Source organism: Lysinibacillus composti, assembly GCF_016908465.1.
In the GTDB taxonomy this organism is placed as follows: Bacteria; Bacillota; Bacilli; order Bacillales_A; family Planococcaceae; genus Ureibacillus; species Ureibacillus composti_A.
Genome location: NZ_JAFBDY010000002.1, coordinates 147,388 through 168,032 on the forward strand (window position 1 = coordinate 147,388; position 20,645 = coordinate 168,032).

20 protein-coding genes and 1 riboswitch are annotated in these 20,645 nt (G+C 34.2%); of the genes, 12 read left to right on the forward strand and 8 right to left on the reverse strand.

What is annotated here, in order from left to right; genetic code table 11:
- The first annotated feature begins 102 nt into the window (after positions 1–102).
- The 5 genes from odhB to JOD29_RS04680 all read left to right on the forward strand — a co-directional run bounded on the left by odhB (position 103) and on the right by JOD29_RS04680 (position 4,858).
- Complete coding sequence (gene odhB, locus JOD29_RS04660; protein ID WP_124762916.1) at positions 103–1,362, forward strand: 2-oxoglutarate dehydrogenase complex dihydrolipoyllysine-residue succinyltransferase; 1,260 nt, start codon at positions 103–105, stop codon at positions 1,360–1,362.
- A 247-nt stretch (positions 1,363–1,609) separates the two neighbouring features.
- Positions 1,610–1,794: riboswitch (Lysine riboswitch) on the forward strand.
- Between the two features lie 108 nt (positions 1,795–1,902).
- Positions 1,903–2,754, forward strand: a complete 852-nt coding sequence (locus JOD29_RS04665; RefSeq protein WP_124762914.1) for a transporter substrate-binding domain-containing protein — start codon at positions 1,903–1,905, stop codon at positions 2,752–2,754.
- A gap of 101 nt (positions 2,755–2,855) precedes the next feature.
- Positions 2,856–3,578: an amino acid ABC transporter permease gene (locus tag JOD29_RS04670; protein ID WP_124762912.1), complete on the forward strand. Its 723-nt coding sequence runs from the start codon at positions 2,856–2,858 to the stop codon at positions 3,576–3,578.
- Positions 3,579–3,605: 27 nt separating this feature from the next.
- A complete protein-coding gene (locus JOD29_RS04675) occupies positions 3,606–4,340 on the forward strand; it encodes an amino acid ABC transporter ATP-binding protein (RefSeq protein WP_124762910.1) in 735 nt (244 codons plus the stop codon).
- A gap of 314 nt (positions 4,341–4,654) precedes the next feature.
- Positions 4,655–4,858 carry a DUF6501 family protein gene (locus JOD29_RS04680; RefSeq protein WP_124762908.1) on the forward strand — a complete coding sequence of 68 codons (204 nt, stop codon included), beginning with the start codon at positions 4,655–4,657 and terminating at the stop codon, positions 4,856–4,858.
- 50 nt (positions 4,859–4,908) lie between these two features.
- Here JOD29_RS04680 and JOD29_RS04685 read toward each other — a convergent pair whose 3' ends face one another.
- The 3 genes from JOD29_RS04685 to JOD29_RS04695 form a co-directional block, all read right to left on the reverse strand.
- On the reverse strand, positions 4,909–6,024 hold the full coding sequence (locus tag JOD29_RS04685; RefSeq protein ID WP_124762906.1) for a toxic anion resistance protein: 1,116 nt from the start codon (positions 6,022–6,024) through the stop codon (positions 4,909–4,911).
- Entirely contained in the window at positions 6,021–6,671 is a 651-nt protein-coding gene (locus JOD29_RS04690; RefSeq protein WP_124762904.1) for a 5-bromo-4-chloroindolyl phosphate hydrolysis family protein, read from the reverse strand. The genes JOD29_RS04685 and JOD29_RS04690 overlap by 4 nt, the downstream gene beginning before the upstream one ends.
- Before the next feature lie 148 nt (positions 6,672–6,819).
- Positions 6,820–7,104, reverse strand: coding sequence for an acylphosphatase (locus JOD29_RS04695; protein ID WP_239585564.1), 285 nt, complete (start codon positions 7,102–7,104; stop codon positions 6,820–6,822).
- A gap of 141 nt (positions 7,105–7,245) precedes the next feature.
- Between JOD29_RS04695 and JOD29_RS04700 the strand changes: the two genes are divergently transcribed.
- Together JOD29_RS04700 and JOD29_RS04705 are read left to right on the forward strand one after the other, a co-directional pair.
- A complete protein-coding gene (locus tag JOD29_RS04700; RefSeq protein ID WP_124762902.1) occupies positions 7,246–7,521 on the forward strand; it encodes a DUF1033 family protein in 276 nt (91 codons plus the stop codon).
- Positions 7,522–7,788: 267 nt separating this feature from the next.
- On the forward strand, positions 7,789–7,989 hold the full coding sequence (locus JOD29_RS04705) for a cold-shock protein (RefSeq protein WP_102692015.1): 201 nt from the start codon (positions 7,789–7,791) through the stop codon (positions 7,987–7,989).
- Positions 7,990–8,407: 418 nt separating this feature from the next.
- Here JOD29_RS04705 and JOD29_RS04710 read toward each other — a convergent pair whose 3' ends face one another.
- Both JOD29_RS04710 and JOD29_RS04715 read right to left on the reverse strand, forming a co-directional pair.
- On the reverse strand, positions 8,408–9,118 hold the full coding sequence (locus JOD29_RS04710; RefSeq protein WP_124762900.1) for a hypothetical protein: 711 nt from the start codon (positions 9,116–9,118) through the stop codon (positions 8,408–8,410).
- Positions 9,119–9,339: 221 nt separating this feature from the next.
- The gene (locus tag JOD29_RS04715) at positions 9,340–10,944 is read right to left on the reverse strand and encodes an ABC-F family ATP-binding cassette domain-containing protein (protein WP_124762898.1); all 1,605 of its coding nucleotides are present in this window, start codon (positions 10,942–10,944) and stop codon (positions 9,340–9,342) included.
- Positions 10,945–11,409: 465 nt separating this feature from the next.
- Between JOD29_RS04715 and recQ the strand changes: the two genes are divergently transcribed.
- On the forward strand, positions 11,410–13,170 hold the full coding sequence (gene recQ, locus JOD29_RS04720) for a DNA helicase RecQ (RefSeq protein ID WP_124762896.1): 1,761 nt from the start codon (positions 11,410–11,412) through the stop codon (positions 13,168–13,170).
- Between the two features lie 99 nt (positions 13,171–13,269).
- Here recQ and msrA read toward each other — a convergent pair whose 3' ends face one another.
- A complete protein-coding gene (gene msrA / locus JOD29_RS04725) occupies positions 13,270–13,794 on the reverse strand; it encodes a peptide-methionine (S)-S-oxide reductase MsrA (protein WP_124762894.1) in 525 nt (174 codons plus the stop codon).
- Positions 13,795–14,127: 333 nt separating this feature from the next.
- On the opposite strand from msrA, the gene JOD29_RS04730 reads away from it, so the two are divergent.
- Complete coding sequence (locus JOD29_RS04730; protein WP_124762892.1) at positions 14,128–15,069, forward strand: LCP family protein; 942 nt, start codon at positions 14,128–14,130, stop codon at positions 15,067–15,069.
- Positions 15,070–15,152: 83 nt separating this feature from the next.
- Entirely contained in the window at positions 15,153–16,376 is a 1,224-nt protein-coding gene (locus JOD29_RS04735) for an AI-2E family transporter (RefSeq protein ID WP_124762890.1), read from the forward strand.
- Positions 16,377–16,641: 265 nt separating this feature from the next.
- Here JOD29_RS04735 and JOD29_RS04740 read toward each other — a convergent pair whose 3' ends face one another.
- Positions 16,642–17,805: an aminotransferase class I/II-fold pyridoxal phosphate-dependent enzyme gene (locus tag JOD29_RS04740; RefSeq protein ID WP_124762888.1), complete on the reverse strand. Its 1,164-nt coding sequence runs from the start codon at positions 17,803–17,805 to the stop codon at positions 16,642–16,644.
- Between the two features lie 206 nt (positions 17,806–18,011).
- On the opposite strand from JOD29_RS04740, the gene JOD29_RS04745 reads away from it, so the two are divergent.
- Positions 18,012–18,815 carry a hypothetical protein gene (locus JOD29_RS04745; RefSeq protein WP_124762886.1) on the forward strand — a complete coding sequence of 268 codons (804 nt, stop codon included), beginning with the start codon at positions 18,012–18,014 and terminating at the stop codon, positions 18,813–18,815.
- Positions 18,816–19,063: 248 nt separating this feature from the next.
- Positions 19,064–19,612 carry a DUF7010 family protein gene (locus JOD29_RS04750; RefSeq protein ID WP_420844543.1) on the forward strand — a complete coding sequence of 183 codons (549 nt, stop codon included), beginning with the start codon at positions 19,064–19,066 and terminating at the stop codon, positions 19,610–19,612.
- A 124-nt stretch (positions 19,613–19,736) separates the two neighbouring features.
- Here the strand turns inward: JOD29_RS04750 and JOD29_RS04755 are convergent, their stop codons facing one another.
- Positions 19,737–20,531: an enoyl-CoA hydratase/isomerase family protein gene (locus tag JOD29_RS04755; protein WP_124762882.1), complete on the reverse strand. Its 795-nt coding sequence runs from the start codon at positions 20,529–20,531 to the stop codon at positions 19,737–19,739.
- Positions 20,532–20,645: the final 114 nt, after the last annotated feature.

Here is a 20,645-nt window from a genome sequence, read left to right on the forward strand (position 1 = left end):
ACTTATAAACTAACACTATTACGGAATATAGCTACAACTTAGAGTAGCGATACCATGCAAGTAAAGAGATATATTGCATGATATTCAAAGGAGGATATTAAAGTGGCTGAAATTAAAGTCCCTGAATTAGCAGAATCGATTACAGAAGGTACAATTGCCCAGTGGGTTAAAAAAGTTGGAGATCGCGTAGAAAAAGGCGAATTCATCGTAGAATTAGAAACAGATAAAGTAAATGCTGAAATTATTTCTGAAGAAGCAGGTGTATTAACACAAATTTTAGCTGGGGAAGGCGACACTGTTCTTGTAGGACAAGTAATCGCTGTTGTTGAAGCTGGCGAAGGTGCTGCACCAGCACCAGCTGCACCAGTAGCAGAAGCACCAAAAGCAGAAGCTGCACCAGCACCAGCAGCTCCAACACCAGCACCAGCTGCACCAGTTGTTGCGGAAGAAACTTCAAACGAACGCGTTGTAGCTTCACCAGCAGCACGTAAACTTGCTCGTGAAAAAGGAATTGATTTAAGCCAAGTTTCACCTGTTGACCCACAAGGTCGAGTACGTGTACAAGATGTTGCAGCTCATGGAGTAGCACCAGTTGCTGCTGCGCCAGTAGCTCAAGTTGCTCCATCAAACGGACCAGTAGTGTTCACACCAGCAGCAAACACTGATCGTGTAACAATCGAAAAAATGAGCCGTCGTCGTCAAACAATTGCAAAACGTTTATTAGAAGTTAAACAATCAACTGCAATGTTAACAACATTTAACGAAATTGATATGACAAATATCATGGCTTTACGTAAACGTAAACAAGAAGAGTTCGTGAAAGCAAACGACATCAAACTTGGTTTCATGTCATTCTTCACAAAAGCAGTTGTTGCAGCTCTTAAAAAATATCCATATGTTAACGCTCAAATTTCAGGTGATGAAATTCACTTAAATAACTTCTTTGATATCGGAATCGCGGTTTCAACTGAAGAAGGTTTAGTTGTTCCAATCGTACGTGATGCAAATAGCAAAAACTTTGCTGAAATCGAAAAAGATATCGCAAGCTTAGCTAAAAAAGCACGTGAGAAAAAATTAGGTTTAAATGACATGGCTGGTGGTTCATTCACTATTACTAATGGTGGTGTATTTGGTTCATTAATGTCTACTCCAATTATGAATGGTACACAAGCTGGTATTTTAGGTATGCACTCAATTGTAAACCGTCCAGTTGCAGTTAATGGTGAAATTGAAATCCGTCCAATGATGTATGTGGCGTTATCTTATGACCACCGTATCATTGATGGTAAAGATTCAGTTGGATTCTTAAAAACAGTTAAAGAGTTAATCGAAAATCCAGAAGATTTACTTTTAAATTCTTAATAAAAGAAAAAACTAGCGATTAAATTCGCTAGTTTTTTTATTTAACTTCATAAAAGTTCTTTAATTCAAAATACCTATATATATTATTATTTAGTAATTTGTGGTTACATTTGGTGAGAACCTTTCAAACCTTGATAAAACAGTATTTTTGTTTGTTGAATTGCAATTTTCTGAAAAAAGTAGCGTTGACATTACATGTTATGCATAGTACAATCGAGTAGTAAATTAATAAAAAAGCCTCACGTTCGAGTGAGGTAGAGGTGCGATCTTTATTAGTTCTTTATCGAGCTTGAGCAAGCGAAGAAGTAAAGAAGAAGGAAATATCGCCGAAGTTTGAAGTATGCTCGAATGCTTCATGCTGGGTCTGCAGTGAATAATTGCAGGACTGTCTCAGTTGGTTTTCCTAGCCATCTGAGTTGTGCTATCTCAAGAGAAGGAACGGAAGAGGATTTAGGCTTTATGTAAATAATGCGACCTGAGTTCATCTTAGGTCGCTTTTTATTTAAGTAAATATAAAACATAACAAAGGAGAGAAAATCAATGTCAAAACAACTTAAACTTCTTATGGTAGCTATGTTTGCAATTTTAATTTTAGCTGCATGTGGTACTTCAAAAGAAGAAGGGTCATCTAATTCAGATGCTTCAAATACTGAAGAAAAAGATGTATTAAAAGTTGGATTAGAAGCAGGTTATGCTCCATTTAACTGGACACAACAAGATGATTCAAACGGTGCAGTTAAAATTCAAGGATCTGAAGAGTATGCAGGCGGTTACGATGTAGAAATCGCAAAACGTGTTGCCGATGCTTTAGGTAAAGAATTAGTCATTGTAAAAACTGAATGGGATGGTTTATTACCAGCTTTAGAATCAAATGTAATTGATGCAATTATTGCTGGGATGAGCCCTACTCCTGAACGTGCAGAAGTAATTGATTTTACTGAAAACTACTATACAAGTAATTTTGTTATCGTAACAAAAGCTGGTGGAGAGTATGCAGACGCTAAAACACTAGCAGACTTTGCAGGAGCTAAAATTACATCTCAATTAAACACAACAAACTATGCAGTGATTGATCAAATTCCTGATGTTAAAAAAGAAACGGCAATGGAAAGCTTCTCACATATGCGTGTAGCATTAGAATCTGGTGTTATTGATGGATATGTTGCTGAACGTCCTGAAGCGGTATCTGCATCTTCAGCAAACGAAAACTTCACATATGTTGAATTAGAAGATGGATTCAAAACTGATCCAGCAGATACTTCTGTTGCAATCGGTCTTCGTAAAGGTGATGAAAATAAAGACAAAATTAATGAAGTAATTAAATCAATCACTGAGGAAGAGCGTCAAGAATTAATGGATCAAGCAATTGCAAACCAACCTGCAGCAAAATAAGATTTAATGATCTCACTGGTCACTTTAAGGTGGCCAGTGTGTCTCTTTTCTTTTAAAATATGAATCTATTTTGTTGTTCCAAAATACTTAGGAGGATATTTATGAGTTTGGATATTATACTCTCTATACTTGAAGAGAATTGGCCAAGTTATTTACGCGGCGCATATATGACGTTATTAATAGCTATTATTAGTACAATTATTGGTGCTCTTATCGGATTATTTATTGGGGTGATGCACACAATTCCACTTCGAAAGAAATCTATTAAATCAGTCATTTTAAAATTAGTTAATGTTATATTAACAGTTTATGTAGAAATCTTCCGTGGTACACCAATGATTGTACAAGCAATGGTCGTATTTTATGGATTAGCTGCTTATGGCTTTGAAATGGATCGCTTTGTTGCTGCAATTGTCGTTGTAGGATTGAATACAGGTGCCTATATGGCTGAGTATGTTCGTGGTGGTATTGTTTCCATTGATAAAGGCCAATATGAAGCTGCTGAAGCGATTGGTATGGGACATTTCCAGACAATGATTCATGTGATTTTGCCTCAAGTATTCCGAAATATTTTACCAGCTACAGGCAATCAATTAATAATGAACATTAAAGATTCTGCTGTGTTAAGTGTAATCAGTGTTACGGAGTTATTCTTCACGACAAAATCTATTGCAGGCGCAAACTTCCGATTTGCTGAATCATATATCATTACGTGTATAATTTATTTAATCATGACAGTTGTAGCTAGCCAAATTTTGCGTTATATCGAGAAAAAAATGGATGGTCAAAATGCCTACCAAGTTGAACAAATTAGAAAAAAATAGATTTAAGTCGCGTAAGGAGTTATAAAGATGGAAAAAGTAATTGAAATTAAACATCTAAATAAATCATTTGGTCAGCACGAAGTATTGCGCGATGTTAATTTCACTGTAAACAAAGGTGAAGTTGTCTGTCTAATCGGATCATCGGGCTCAGGAAAATCAACACTGCTTCGTTGTATAAACCTACTTGAAACACCGAGTGGTGGGGAAATTATTTATAATGGTGAAAATATTTTAGATGAAAAACATAATATTAAAGAATATCGTACTCATTTAGGGATGGTATTCCAGCAATTTAATTTATTCGATAATCATAATGTATTAAGTAATTGTATGGTGGGGCAACAAAAAGTATTGAAACGTTCAAAAGATGAAGCAAAAGTGAATGCTTTAAAATACTTATCAGTTGTTGGCATGGACCAATATGTTAATGCAAAACCTCGTCAATTATCTGGTGGTCAAAAACAACGTGTGGCCATTGCTCGTGCATTAGCAATGGATCCCGATGTAATGCTTTTTGATGAACCAACATCTGCTCTGGATCCAGAAATGGTAGGAGAAGTATTAAAAGTAATGCGCCAACTAGCAGATGAGGGGAATACAATGTTAATTGTAACCCATGAAATGGAGTTTGCTCGTGAAGTATCTGACCGAGTTGTGTTTATGGATAAAGGGGTAATTGTGGAAGAAGGACCACCTGAACAGGTACTTGTCAATCCAGTTAATGAAAGAACAAAAGAATTCTTAAAACGAACATTAAAATAATATAAATGAAAACAGCAATCGTATATGACTTATACGATTGCTGTTTTAGCTTCTAGAATTCCATTCAGCATATATAATGAAGACAATCGCAAATACGAATGCGATAATAAAAAACCACATTGGTAAACTACCAAAGGATAATGACATATACATAATCACCTCTATAAATTCATTGTATCATTTGCATGATTACCATTCAACAAAAGGAAGATAGTGATCGTTGTGTACGAATTAGGTATTTTTATTAACACAGACATCTGAAAATGGTATAGAATATAAGAGAACAATGCAATTATTAAAGTGAGGTTAAAGTTATGTTAAATTTGAAGTGGAAAGAGGCACCAACAATCCGCACTGTAAAATGTGTTAATACAAATGCTTCAAAATATTTAGTATCGAATGTATTAACGGTTGGTAAAGAATATGAAGTGAAAAATGAAACAGAAGAGTTTCTATTTGTAGTTGATAATACTGGCAATGTTGGCGGTTACTATAAAGATTATTTTGAAGAACTTTAATAATGAAAAAGCACGATTAGTGAAGACTGTATCTTCTACTAGTCGTGCTTTTATTTTTGATCAATTTCCAATAGTTTAGATTCTAACGCCGTTTGTTGCTCATTGCTTGTAGCCTGTACGCGTAGCGTTTCTTCAATTGATTCAATTAATTGAAGTTGAGTTTGTTTAAAGACGTCAATATCTGCGTGTGAAATGGTTTTGCGATTTGAATCATTTGCGGTTGACTTTAACATTTTTGCATTTTTACGAATCATTTCATCTGAAGCATTCATTAAGCGTTCCTGCATCATATTGGCCCGACGTTGATTATTTAAATTAATGAGTATTGAAATTTGAGATTGCCATAATGGAATCGTTGTCATAATAGATGATTGAATTTTTTCAATTAACATTTGATTTGTTTGCTGCATGAGTCGAATTTGTGGAGCTGATTGAATAGCTATTTCTCTCGAGATTTGCAATTCATAAATTTTACGGTCAAGCCATTCAATTGACATAAGTAAATCTGATAGTTTTTGCTTCGCCATCGGATCATCTTTGGATTGCTCGACTTTATTAAGTAATTTCGTGTAGTCATTTTTTTTCAAATCCATCAACTTTAATTCGCCAGCTGCAATAAAAACGGAAATATGATGAAAATAATCTTCGTTTAATCGAAATAGTTCGTCTAGCATGTTCATATCTAAGATTAGACCTTTTTGAGCGTGTTGAAGTTGTATGCTTAATCGATCAATTTGTTTACTTAAGCGGTTATATTGTGACATGGTTTCTTGGATAGTTGATTTTCTTCGACTAAAAAGTTTAGAGAAAAAACCTTTACTGTTCTCAATGAGATCGTCTGGGTTAATTTTTTCTAATTGTTCCATCAACTTATGAAGTACTTCTCTTATTGGGGAAGTATCATTTCGTTGAACTTGTACGAGCAAGTTATGGCTAAAAGTTTTTAAAGCTTCTTGAACCTCTGAACCAAAATTCAATACATAGTCATATCGAGAAACATCAATTTTACTAGCTAAATGCAAGGCTTTAGATTGATTTTCTGAAGAAAGAGACGAAAACAATCCTGGCAAATGCCCTTCACTTGAATCCGGTTGAGTCATCGAAAAATCAGAAAAAGAGCTCATGATATTTTTAATTGCATTACCAGAGCTCTTTGATTCTGTCATCTTTCTTCACCTCTTAGTTCGAGTTGTTTCCGTCTCTTTTCATTTTCTAATTTTACGAAATCCAGTTCAATTTTTAAATTTTCTATATCTGATTCAAGTGCTGACTTTAGATCATCTTCCATTGTTACATGTAAATCCTTTAATGTTTTACGTGTATCTTCAAGTGCTAGATGGACTTCAGTATCCTTAATTTGCTGTTGAGACAACATTGTATAGTTTTGCGTTAAATGTACAGCAGATGGTAAGTGTGCATAGAAGAAATCTTCTACATTATAAAATTTCTGTGGGTTTGATTGTACAATGTTTACAATACGACGAGATAATTTTGTCATTTCATTTAGTAATTTAAATGAGCGAATTGATCGAACACGAACATATTGTTGTGTTAAAGAATTGATATGTGATTTAGCTTGCTTTATTTGGCTTTCAATATGTTTAAATTCTGAGCGGGAAAGTTTCAGCTCTTTAGCTTTTTTGGATTTCTGGATCATTTTTATCGTACTATTACTCACAATATAGGTTAATATTGTAAGAATTGGCACGACCACAGCACCTAGGTCAAAATTAACTATTGTCAATATATATATAGAAAAACTGAACAAAAAGTTAAGTGCATGTCTGATAAAAAAATTCGTTGCACCAAGCATAATCGTACCTCCTCTAGTTCTATAGTTGTAATACGTATAAGTTGGAGAAAAAGTTTCAAAAACAAAGTTCTTTTTATTTAAAACTTATTATGATTGTACAACTTATTTCAATGTTTTTGTAATGGAAAGTAAAGTAACATTTTAACAACTAAACTAGATTTGAGTGAAATGTTGTATATCCTTTAATATCTTCAAAAATCTCCTTTTGATAAGTACAAGTTTGTTGAGACTCTACATATCCTTTTTGAAGAAAATGCAGAAATTCTCGAATGGAACTATTTTTACCCTCTACTTCGATTTCAAAGTGTTGTTTATTAAGAACAGTACAAAATCCCTTTAAGCCTAACTGTAATGCTTTTTGATGTATGCATTGTGTTAGTTGGAATGTAAGTTCTATTTTCATCTTTAATAAGATATGTACCCTTTGTGGCATCGGACTTCCTCCAATAAGTAATTAATAATGAGCGTATGTAAACGTATAAAAAGTACCGTTCACATCATTATAATAGAGTTTGGATAAATAGACATTTACTAAACGTTTGATAAAATAGAGTAAGGGAAGGGATGATCAATTATGTATAAAATAATCTATATGGTAGCAGATTTTGAACCATGGTGGTTATTTGATGGATGGGAGTCATCAATTATTTCTACAGAAGAATATCAATCCGAAGAAGAACTACATAACGCGTTAGAAGCAAAACTTAACGATTTTCGTAAAAAGTATCAACATGAGGCAAGTAAAGAAAAGCGGTTTTTCGCATTTTGGAATGATGATGAAGTTGAATTTTGTGAAGCGTGTGATGATGATTCACAAATTTACCATGGTATAATTGTTGAGACATTGTAGAATAATACGAATAGTAACAAAAATAAATTAAACATTCAATTTACAGAAATCAAAGAATTTTTGTGAAAAAGATTGAATAATTTATTTGACAATGAGTAAAATAATGGTATACTAAATTTAACAATAAAATTGTTTTACCGGGTACAAATGATTCACATATTACAAAGAGTGATCGGTGTAATGTCGGTACTCTTCGTAATATGTGAATTTTTTATTTGGGTAAAAAATTCCATATTGTTACACTTTATTTTTTGGAGGTTTTTTCAAATGAAACAAGGTACAGTAAAATGGTTTAACTCAGAAAAAGGTTTTGGATTCATCGAAGTTGAAGGTGAAAACGACGTATTCGTACACTTCTCAGCTATCCAAGGTGAAGGTTTCAAGACTCTTGACGAAGGTCAAAAAGTGGAATTCGAAGTTGTAGAAGGCAACCGCGGACCACAAGCTGCTAACGTAACTAAACTTTAATTCATAAGAATTAAAATTAAATTCGTTAATTCTAGACATCCCAATTTTGGGGTGTCTATTTCTTTTGCCTCAGTCAATATAGTATGTTACCTTCATTCATTTTTTATAATTGATATTTTTAATATTCTGTTATTTTTTTCATTTATTTAACAGATGGATGTTAGCGAATTTTACAACCTCTGCCACAAACACTTCTTTATGATCAATTGTTCTCCTCTATGTAGCATCAAAAGATTCCTATAGAAATTGCTCCATATTAATTGAAGTCCAGTTGAAATTATTCATGAAATCAAATAACTGAAGAAATGCATTTCACTTTCATCATAAAATGAAAAGAATCACCATCATAAAAAAATGATGATGATTCCTAATTGGTATTACCAATGGACATGATTTGCTAAGTAGGTAGGAAAGTGGGCTATTGCTGAGATATTTTTTCTAATGTTGATGTGACAATGTAATCTTCTTCTTGATCAATTTGCATAATGGATTCACGTTTTATTTCACCATAGTCTTTTACAAAATACTTTCTGTTGATGAAATTATCTCCTTTTTCTTCAATTACAAACACATTTTCGAATGTCTTGTATGGCGTTTTTAGTGTTTCATCAACTTTTACAATTTTCCATTTGCCAAACTGAGTTCCAACTTCAATGGGTCCAGCTAAATTGGTTTCAATGGCTTGCATATCCTCTAATGCAGAGACATCGGGATAAGGAATTTCACCTGACGTACCTTCTATTACTTCTTCAAGAATTATTTCAATCTTATCGTCTAAGATTCGAAAAATACGGAGTAATGTGACGCCACCATTATCTTCAACATGGGCAACATATTTTTCAGATAGCCAGACTGTTTTCACATTTAATGTAGCGAATTCATTTCCTTCTCCAATAAAGTATGCGGTTGATTGATTTGGTTTAAAAAATGATGAAAAGTCAATTGTATTATTTGTAGATTCGTCATTTGATTGATCTGTAGAGTCTTCGCTTGCCTCGTGGTCTGTTTCATCAGAAACTGTTGGAGTAGGGGAGTGTTCCTCTTGAACTTGTACTTTAACTTTATCATCATCGTTACAGCCAGTAAGAATCATTAACAAAATTAAGGAAAATGCTATTGCACTTCTCATTTGAATGCCTCCTTTAACTTACTATATCTTATTCTTTACCAGTACTCCTAAGTTATTCTTGTATATTAAAAATTTTCTAATTTCAATAATAGTTAATTATATTTATATTATGTAAACAAAGGTAGTGTTTGTTGCGTCTTTTAGTGAATAATTTGTCCCATTAATTATCCATAAAAAAGAGAGTGTTCTCATATTTGAACACTCTCTAATTCGGTAGAATCTTATTTAATTCCTTGAGCTTCTTTCCATTCTAAGAACTCATCATAAGTTAATTGTTTATCTAAAATGGTACCGTCTTCTTGAATTTCAATTACACGGTTAGCAATTGTTTGGATGAACTGATGGTCATGAGAAGTGAATAGCATCGCGCCTTTGAAACGAATTAATCCTTCGTTAAGTGCTTGGATCGATTCTAAGTCCAAGTGGTTCGTTGGTTCATCTAATAATAATACATTTGAATTAGCAAGCATCATTTTAGATAACATACAACGTACTTTTTCTCCTCCTGATAAAACAGAAGGGGATTTTTTCACTTCTTCACCAGAGAATAGCATACGACCTAAGAAACCACGTAAGAAGCTTTCTGTTTCATCTTCAGGTGAATATTGGCGTAACCATTCAACTAATGTTTTTTCACTGCCAGTAAAGTATTTATCATGATCATTTTCGAAGTAGCTTTGAGATGTTGTTACACCCCATTTAAATGTACCGCTATCCGCTTGACGTTGATCCATTAATATATCCATTAAAGCTGTTTTAGCAAGTGGGCTACCAAGTAGAATGATTTTATCTTCTTTGTTCATCATGAAGCGAACATCTTTTAGTAGTACTTCGCCATCTTGAGTAGCGGATAAACCATCGACTGTTAATACATCGTTCCCAATTTCACGGCCAATTTGGAAGTTAATGAAAGGATATTTACGGCTAGATGGTTTGATATCTTCTAGTTCGATTTTATCTAACATTTTTTTACGTGAAGTGGCTTGACTTGATTTAGAAGCGTTCGCAGAGAAACGAGCAACGAATGCTTGTAACTCTTTAATTTTCTCTTCTTTTTTCTTATTTTGGTCTTGAGCCATTTTAAGTGCTAATTGACTAGACTCATACCAGAAATCATAGTTACCAACATAAATTTGGATTTTAGAAAAATCTAAATCCGCAATATGTGTACAAACTTTGTTTAAGAAGTGACGGTCATGGGATACAACGATGACTGTATTTTCAAAGTTGATTAAAAATTCCTCTAACCATTTAATTGCTTTTAAATCTAAGTGGTTGGTAGGCTCATCGAGTAACAGAACATCTGGTTTACCAAATAAAGCTTGAGCAAGTAATACTTTGACTTTATCTGAACCTTCTAAGTCAGCCATTTGCATGTAATGAAGTTCGTCGCCAATACCTAAACCATTAAGTAATGTTGCCGCTTCAGAATCTGCTTCCCATCCGTTTAAGTCTGCAAATTCGCCTTCTAATTCAGCAGCACGCATGCCGTCTTCATCAGAAAAATCTTCTTTTGCATAAATTGCGTCTTTTTCAGCTTTTACTTCCCAAAGACGTTTGTTACCCATTACAACAGTATCAAGTACATTGAATTCATCGTATTCAAAGTGATTTTGTTTTAAAACAGATAAACGTTCGTCTTTACCCATTGATACATGACCTTCTTGAGGTTCAATATCACCAGATAAAATTTTTAAAAATGTTGATTTCCCAGCACCGTTTGCTCCGATTAGACCATAACAGTTACCAGGTGTGAATTTAATATTTACGTCTTCAAATAGTTTACGATCGCCATAGCGAAGACCTACACCACTAACTTGAATCATGTAAGTACCTCCTGAAATTTTTTCATTCTATTTTATACTGCAGATATACATAGCAAAAATTGCTACTTTTTCTTTTGTACACAATATTTCTATTATAGCATGTCAGTTGTTGTAAATAAACTAACTTTCATTATGAGTGTTAAAACGAATCGATTCGACAGCTATTGTCTAATTGTGTAAATTTTCAAAATTTTCCGGGAAATTAAATGAGAAATCTTAATTATTTTCCAACATGTTATTGAAATGATTTTAGGAGAAAAAACATTGCATTACATTGTTAAACTATAACCAAGGTAGGAAATTTTCAAAAATATAGATGAAACAAATAATGCAGAGAGAAATTTCATGTTAAAAGTAAAATTTCAATCGAATATAAGCGCGTAACGATGATTATAGGAATGACTCTCTCGTTTGTAACTAAATTATAGTATACTTATTAGTAGAAAAAGTTGAGAGGGATAGTAGATGTTGCGACAAGCTCAAAAAATTTTAAAAGATTATTTTGGTTACGATTCATTTCGTAAAGGCCAACATGAAGTAATTCAGAATGTATTAAATGGTCAAGATACATTATGTGTAATGCCAACTGGTGGTGGGAAGTCACTATGTTATCAAGTACCTGCATTAGCATTGGATGGAACAACAATAGTCATTTCTCCATTAATCTCTTTAATGAAAGATCAAGTGGATCTATTGCGTGCCAATGGGATTCAAGCAGCCTTTATTAATAGTTCATTGACTCCATCAGAAATTGATGAAACGATGATGAATGTTAGAAATGGTGAAGTAAAACTTCTTTATATTGCACCAGAGCGGCTTGAAATGGATTCCTTTTGTATGGCACTTTCACAACTCAATGTACCATTAATAGCAATAGATGAAGCCCATTGTATTTCTCAATGGGGACATGATTTTAGACCGAGTTATCGGGCTATTTCAAAGGTATTAAAATTATGGAACACTAAGCCGACGATAATTGCGCTTACTGCTACAGCAACTCCTACAGTCAGTGAAGACATTTGTCAGGTTTTACATATCGAATCAGAGGATACTTTTATTACAGGATTTGCGCGGGATAACTTAACATTTAAAGTATTGGTCGGGGAAAATAGAGAAAAGTTCATAAAAAATTATCTCGAAAATAATAAGAATGAGTCTGGGATCATTTATGCTGCAACCCGAAAAGCAGTAGACAGTCTTTATGAGTTGTTGCTGAAATTCGGTATATCGGTAGCGAAATACCATGCAGGGATGTCTGAGGCTGAACGAAATGATGAACAAAATCGTTTTCTTGCAGACCAAGCCCAACTCATGATTGCAACAAATGCTTTCGGAATGGGTATAAACAAAACGAATGTTCGTTATGTGATCCATTATCAAATGCCACGTAATATGGAAAGTTATTATCAGGAAGCTGGAAGGGCTGGTCGTGATGGACTACCAAGTGAATGTATCCTACTTTACTCACCTTCAGATGAACAAACTCAACGCTTTTTAATTGATCAATCCCGAGACCCCTCTAGAATTCCGCTAGAACTAGAAAAATTACAACGAATGGTTGACTATTGCCATACTGAAATGTGTTTACAGTTGTATATCCTTCAATATTTTGGTGAAGAAGTGGAAGTAACTTGTGAACGATGCGGCAACTGTTGTGATGAGCGTCCAAGTGTTGAAGTAACAGAAGATGCGCAACGAGTGTTATCGTGTGTTGTTCGAATGGGCCAAAAATTTGGGAAAACGATCACTTCACAAGTGTTAGCTGGTTCAAAAAATAAAAAAGTAGAAGGATTTAGACACCTTTCAACCTTTGGTATTTTAAAGAAAATGAGTGCAAAAGAAATCGCGAATTTTATTGAATTCTTAATTGCGGAACGGATTTTGCTCGTTCATCCTGGTCAATTCCCGACAATTTATGTTTCGGAGGATGGGAAGGATGTACTGTTAGGTAAAAGAAAGGTATCACGGCGAGTTCAAACTGTAAAAGCGGTGGTGAAGCAAGATGATCCGTTATTCGAGAAGTTAAGAGGATTGCGTAGGGAAATCGCTGAGCGTGAAGGTGTACCACCATTTGTTGTCTTTTCAGATAAAACATTGCGTGATATGTGTGAAAAACAACCAATAGACGAAGTAGGCTTCTTAGAAGTCAGTGGTGTCGGACAAAATAAACTAGAGAAGTATGGGGAATTGTTTATTTCTTCTATTCGCGAATTTGTGAATCCGTAACAAAGTGTTCAATAATTAGAAATTTATTTTGAAATAACTATAAAAAACGACAAACCTCCAGTTTACAAGTGGATGTTTGTCGTTTTTATTTATAGGGAGTTATTTATTATTTTCCCAATGTTGTTGGATGAATTCATCTCGGCCTGAAATTGCGCGGTCTTCTTTATAATGTTCTGACTCTTTTTTATAGTAGTCTTGATGATAATCCTCCGCGATGTAAAAAGTCTCTGCGGGAAGGATTTTTGTAACGATTGGCTTTTTAAAACGGCCGCTTTCAGCTAATTGTTGTTTAGCGCTTTCTGCTAGTTCTTTTTGCATTTTACTGTGATAAAAAATTGCCGTTTTATAGGATTCCCCACGATCATGGAATTGTCCACCATCATCCGTAGGGTCAATTTGCATCCAATAAATTTCAAGTAATTGTTCATAAGAGAAAATGTTAGGATCGAACTCGATTTGTACGACTTCTAAATGACCAGTATCTCCTTTTTTTACTTGTTCATATGTAGGGTTTATCACATGACCACCCATGTATCCTGAAGTTACTTTATGTACGCCATCCCAAGTATCGAATGGTTTTACCATACACCAAAAGCAGCCACCAGCAAATGTTGCCTTTTCCATTTTTTACGCCTCCATATGCTTAAAATAAATAGTATTGTACCATGATGTATGTACGACATCAAATTTATCTTTATTTAGCAGAAGTTCCTCCAAAATTCCAGGAGCAAATCTTATTTAAATCTTGATTCAGGGGATTTAAGTGGAAGTTAATATATATCCATGCGAACAACTGCTAACAGACCCTCACGCGTGAATTAAAAAGATGTAATTCATTTTACCAGTAAGATTATTCACAAGGATTTATCGTACTTTGTGGTAGTATTGGGAATAGTACGAACCATTTCTAATTTTTAGACGTCACAATATTCAATTGAAATAAAAAGGAGTTTTTATATGGAAGAAAATCAACAATTTGAACATCGTCCTACCCGCTATAAAAAGAGAAGACTCCGTAAAGGAAGAGTATTTTTTCTCCTACTGTTTATTTTCGCAATTGGGATAGGCGTTTATGCAGTAATGCAATACAGAAGTGGGCTTGAGCTTGCAAGTAAAACAAAACATCCGGAAGAATCATTTGTGGCAGACGAACCAACAGAAATGGTATCGAATTATTTAATTGTTGGTGTTGATAGTCGTGGTGAGGAACAATCACGTTCTGATACGATGATGCTTTTATCATGGAATAGTGTAACGGATGAAATGAAACTCGTATCTTTTATGAGAGATATTTACGCAGATATCCCTGAGTACCAATCGTATAAATTAAACACAGCTTATTATTTAGGCGGAGTTCAATTGTTAAAAGATACAATCAGTACGATGTTTGATGTGCCGATTCATCATTATGTATTAATAGACTTTAAAAGTTTTGAATCATTAATTGATATTATGGCTCCAAATGGTATTGAAATGGATGTAGAAAAAGATATGTCCGAACATATTGGTGTGTCCTTAACAAAAGGTGTACAAAACTTAAATGGTAAGGAACTATTAGGATATGCACGTTTTCGTCACGATGAAAATGGTGATTTTGGGCGAGTAGAACGTCAACAAAAAGTAATCGATGCATTAAAAAATGAACTAATATCTCCAAGAAATATAAAAAACTTACCAAAGTTAATTGGTGCTGCACAAGGTTATATCACGACAGACCTTTCGACAAGTGATGAAATAAAAACAGTGTTATCTGTTGCAGCAAGTGGGTCCGTAGAAATAGAAAAATTAACGATTCCAGCTAAGGGGACGTATTCTTTTGCAGATTATAGTCATGCTGGTTCTGTCATTGAAATAGACAAACAAACAAATACACAAATTTTACATGAATTTTTGAAATAAATGGAGACTATTATTTTATTAATCAAATTTTACATGATAAAATAAATTATAGGTATGATTGGTAGTTAAGTCGAGGTGATTGTTTGGAGAAAGAACGAGGAACAAGTAAGGAAGAGCGTGAACGTTTTGGTTCATTTTTCTTTTCCACTAAATTTATTCGATTTTTAGGTGGGAAAAATCTATTATTTCTATTAATTTCGCTCCTTTTATTAGGCTGCGTTATTTTCATTTTTGATAAGATAGACTGGATTTTTCATCCACTACAAGTATTGTTTGAAGTAGTTATTCTTCCAGGTGTACTCGCAGTAATTGCCTATTACTTATTGCGTCCATTATTAAAGATCCTTGTAAGATGGAAAGTTCCTCGGGCATGGGGAATTATTATTCTCTTCATTCTAGTAATCGGTTTACTGACATTGCTAGTATTACTCGTTTTTCCATTTTTAAGGGATCAATTTACAAAGTTAGTTCAAGAATTCCCAATGTACTTTATGGCCTTAGTTGAAAACATTGTTACTTTCCTTAATAGCACTCGATTTAATGAATTATTTGAAAGAGTGAATATCAACTACGATCAAGTGTTAAATGATGTAATGAACGATCTTGGTTCAACAGTTAGAGAAACCTTTTCCAACTTAGCATCAGGAGTAGCTACAGGGATTACCGGATTAGTTTCAACTGTGACAGGGATTATATTATCACTTGTGACCGTACCATTCATTCTATTTTATTTATTATACGAGGGTGAAAAGCTCCCTAGATTTATTTTGCGTTTATTCCCTCCGCGTATGCGTAATGAAATAGGGCAAGTCATGAGAGAAATGGATAAACAAGTAAGTTCTTACATACAAGGGCAAATTATGGTGTCTATTTGTATTGGGATTATGATGACAATTGGATTTTTAATAATCGATTTAGATTATGCCTTTTTACTTGGTTTCTTAGCCATGATTACAAGTGTTGTCCCTTATTTAGGACCCGCAATCGCGATAACTCCTGCAGTAGTCATTGCTATTGTTACATCACCGTTTATGCTTATTAAATTAATTATTGTTTGGACAATTGTTCAACTTGTAGAAGGGAAGTTCATTACCCCAAAAATTATGGGGAGATCCTTATCGATTCATCCAATTACCATCATTTTCGCTTTATTAACAGCAGGTTCTTTATTTGGCGTGCCAGGTGTTATCCTTGGAATTCCAGGATACGCATTATTTAAAGTTCTTGTGACACATTTATTTAAGTTCATGAAAAGACGCTACAATAAATTTGAACACGAATCAGAAAATAAATATGAAATTGACTAAAAAAGGTTGTTCACTCACTGAAGTGAACAACCTTTTTAAATAGAAAAAATATATAAATAAAATATAAAAATTTTCGAAAGTATGAATAGTGTCTAGTTCCGCGGGCTAGCTGCTCGAGACAGTTCGCCTCCTCCTACGAAGGCAAAAAGCGACTTCTTCTCGGAGTCTCCAGTGCCTGGGGCTCACACGAAGTGAGTCATGGCTGCAATGCGACAGGACGTCGCGTTTTTGAAGTCGCGCAGCTTGGCGAGCCCGTTCCGCTTTTCTAAATAGATAATGTTTTTAAACGTTCCACTGCTTCTTTCAATAATTCAACGTCTTGTACTAAGGCTAATCGCATAAAACCTTCACCTTGAGAACCGAATGTTGTCCCTGGCACCATTACAACACCAGTTTGCTCAATTGCTTTAAAGGCAAATGAGACACTGTTGATATCATATGGATATTTTGCCCAGACAAACATACCACCATTTGAAGGTGCTACAGTCCATCCAAGGTCTTTTAATCCGTTCATTAACACGTGATGTCTTTCAGCGAATGTAGATCGTAAATTTGCCGTAATCTCTTCTGCATGGTCTAAAGCAAGAGCGGCAGTCGATTGAATTGGATCAAAAATTCCGAAGTCTAAGTTAGACTTTAGTCGACTCATGATTTTAATTGCTTCGGCATTCCCTATTATATACGCAACTCGAGCCCCTGCTAAGCTAAAGCTTTTTGAAAGGGAATTGATTTCGATTCCAACTTCCATTGCACCTGGGGTAGCTAAGAAGCTAATAGGACGATCCCCCGTAAAATAAAATTCCGAATATGCTGCATCATGTAAAACGAGAACGTTATATTTTTTAGCAAACTCCACAACTTCTTTAAAATATTCGATTGAAGGAGACATAGGTACTGGATTCCCTGGCATATTTAAAATGAGTAGTTTTGCTTTTTGTGCAATGTCTTCAGGAATGGCTTGTAAGTTTGGTACGAAGCCTCTGTTTTCATCAAGAGGTATGTAATAAGGTTTTGCACCAGCTAAACTTATTCCTGCTGCATAGGCAACATATCCTGGGTTTGTTGTTAACACGTAATCGTCAGGATCACAGAAAGCGATAGGTAAGTGAACTAGTCCTTCTTGTGAGCCAATTGTTTGGATTACTTGTGTAGAAGGGTCTACTTCAACTTGGTTTACCCGCTTGTAGTATCTAGCGACCGCTGATTTAAATTCATTAGAGGCTGCAAGTGTGTAACCATATGATGAGGGTTTTTTACTTAACTCGGAAAGATGATTGCGTAACATTTCGTGTGGTGCAATATCTGGACTTCCAAGGCTTAGGTCGATTAACTTCATGCCTTTTGCTTGCTGTTCTTTTGCAAAGACCTTTAAGTCTCCAAATATGGAAGGTTCAAATAATGACATTTTCTCAGAAGGTACTATTTTCAACGGGAACACTCCTATCAACTGTTCATGTTTTATACTGAATTAAATATAAGACACATTTTATCATAGTTAAATGCAAGTAGGAGAAAAAAGAGAAAAAAGGGGATATACAAATACTAAAACATAATAAATGAGCATTTTGATAGATAGTAGAGTCAAAGATAGATTTCGATTAAAATAGACTTAAAGATAAATTAGGGGTTGAGGCAATGATTGTACATTCTTTAAGTGGTCCAAGTGGAACGGGCAAAAGTACGAGTGCTTTACAATTCGCATTTGAACACCAAATAGAGGCCATCATTGATGATGGACTGTTAATTATTGGTGGGGAAAAGAAAGCAGGAGTTTCTGCAAAGTTTGAGAAAAATACGATAACGGCAGTTCGTCGAGCCATTTTTCAAGATGATCTTCATAAAGAGGAAGTCAGAAAAGCTCTTAATAATTTTAATGTAGCTTCTATCTTAATTATTGGAACGTCTGATAAAATGACAAAAAAAATTGCAGATCGACTCGAAATCGGTCCTATTACACATTTCCATTATGTAGAGGATATTCGGTCTAGAAAGGAAATATTAATCGCTCAATTTGTGCGCGGAACACAAGGTAAACATGTTATGCCTATTCCGTATAAGCAAGTTGAACAAAATTTCTTTAAAAGATTTATTCAAAGAGGATTTGTAATCTTTTCTAAAAATAGAGTGAAACTAGGGGAGACGACACTTGTACGTCCCGACTTCCATCATCAAACCTTTACGATTTCAAAAAGAGTTTATTCGGATCTAATTAAGCATGTTGTGGAGACGAACCAACGTGTGGGGAAGGTAGATAGCATTCATTATGGGATGGAGAATAATTTTCCAATTGTCCAAATAGGCATCTATTTAAAACTGCCTGTCACTTATGTAGTTGTAGAAGAATTGCGCGAGATGCAACAACAAATAACAAATGAGTTTTTAACGCATTTCGGATTCGAACCTGGTGAAGTGAAGATTGAGGTTAAAGGCATTATTTGAATCGAAAAATTGATAAAAACACATTACGAGTTTAAGTGTAGTATAGAGGTTTTTTAATAAAAAAACATTTATTAGACAAGCAGATTATTAAATGAATTTGCTTGTTATTTTTTTAATAAGACTATAGCTATTGGACGTATGAGGTAACAAAGATCTAAATACTTTTCTATGTTATATAAAACAAATTTGATTTGTACATTAGAGAAGAGGAATTTGTAAATGAAAGTAGGTAGAATTAAATTATTGAAATAAACGAGACAAGAAAAGAACTTTCAAAAAGAGGGAAGAACGGAATAGGCTTTTTATTATCAGCCTTCGTCATTTGGTCAATCATTACGATTATCTTTTTACAAAGAATCGAAATATCTCATAAAAACATTTATATGCTATATGTAACAGGCTTGATGTTTCCGTTGTCTGTTGGAATTTCAAATTTAGTTAAGGCAGATTGGAAGTTGAAAAATAACCCTTTAGGTAATCTTGGTTTATTTTTAAATCTTGCTCAGATTATCTATTTTCCTATACTTTTTTGGGGAATGATTAATCATCCTAACGATGCCATCGTGTTTTTTTCCATTATAACAGGAGCTCATTTTTTTCCTTATGGATGGTTTTATAATGTTAAAGCGTATTATGTAATGGCACCAATGATCTCTGTTGTAATCATGTTTTTGGCACTATTTCTAAATGGAAATTACTTATGGGTCATACCATTAACGATGGCATTGTTTTTAATTATATTAATTGTATGGATCCATTTAGATTATAAAAACAAATTTTCAAATAATAAAATTTAAGAGTTCGTTGATGAATCAATCAAATAATAAAAACACAGAGGAAGTTAGAACCTCTGTGTTTTTTAAGGATGGCAATACAATATAAAGGCACAAACAAGTAATCGAACTCCATAAAATCATAAGCTTATTTTTGACGATTAAATTGTGGAGGTCTTTTTTCAACAAATGCTCGAACACCTTCTGGAAAGTCTTGTGGATCTACAAATGGAGTGGAACCTTGCCAAAGTGAAGGAGTTGAGTCCACACATTCTTTTACTGAACGCTTTACAGCTAAAAGTGAAGCAGGTGACATCCCTGCAACTAATTTCCCCATGCGTATTGAGAATCGAGTTAAATCTTTCTCTGCAACCAGATAGTTCAACATGCCAGCTTTAAATGCTTCTTCAGCTTTATACATGCGACCGGTAAACACAAAGTCTTTTGTAGCTGAAGGACCTACTAAATCAACTAGTCTTTTTGCGAACTTATTATTAATAGTAATTCCTAACTTACCAACAGGAATGCCCATTTTAGCTTTATCAGAACCGATTCGAATATCACATGCCATCGCTAGTTCAAGACCTGCTCCCATTGCTGGCCCATTAATAATGCCAATGACTGGGAGAGGTAAATTCTCAATAGTAGAAATGGTTCTTTCCATATGTACAAAAGCCTCTTCAGCTTTTTCTAAAGAAATAGAATTAAACTCCTTAATGTCTGAACCTGCCGTGAAATTTTCTCCTGATCCACGAAGTAGAAGTACTTTATTTTTTGGATTATCTAATGTTTTTAATGCGATTTTTGCAAGTTGATCCCACATGTTTGCTGTTAAAGCATTTTTAGCTTGAGGTCGATCAATCGTAATAATCGCTAAGCCAGCCGTTTCTTGATAAATAATCTTTGCCTCTTCTTCATCCAATCTCATCGTACGAACTTGCATGCATACAACCCCTTTAGGACTATTTAGTACAGTACATTATAGTATATGGATGTAACAGCTGAAACTATTTTTAGAATATTCAAGGAAAACTGAATATAAATGGAGAACTTTCGG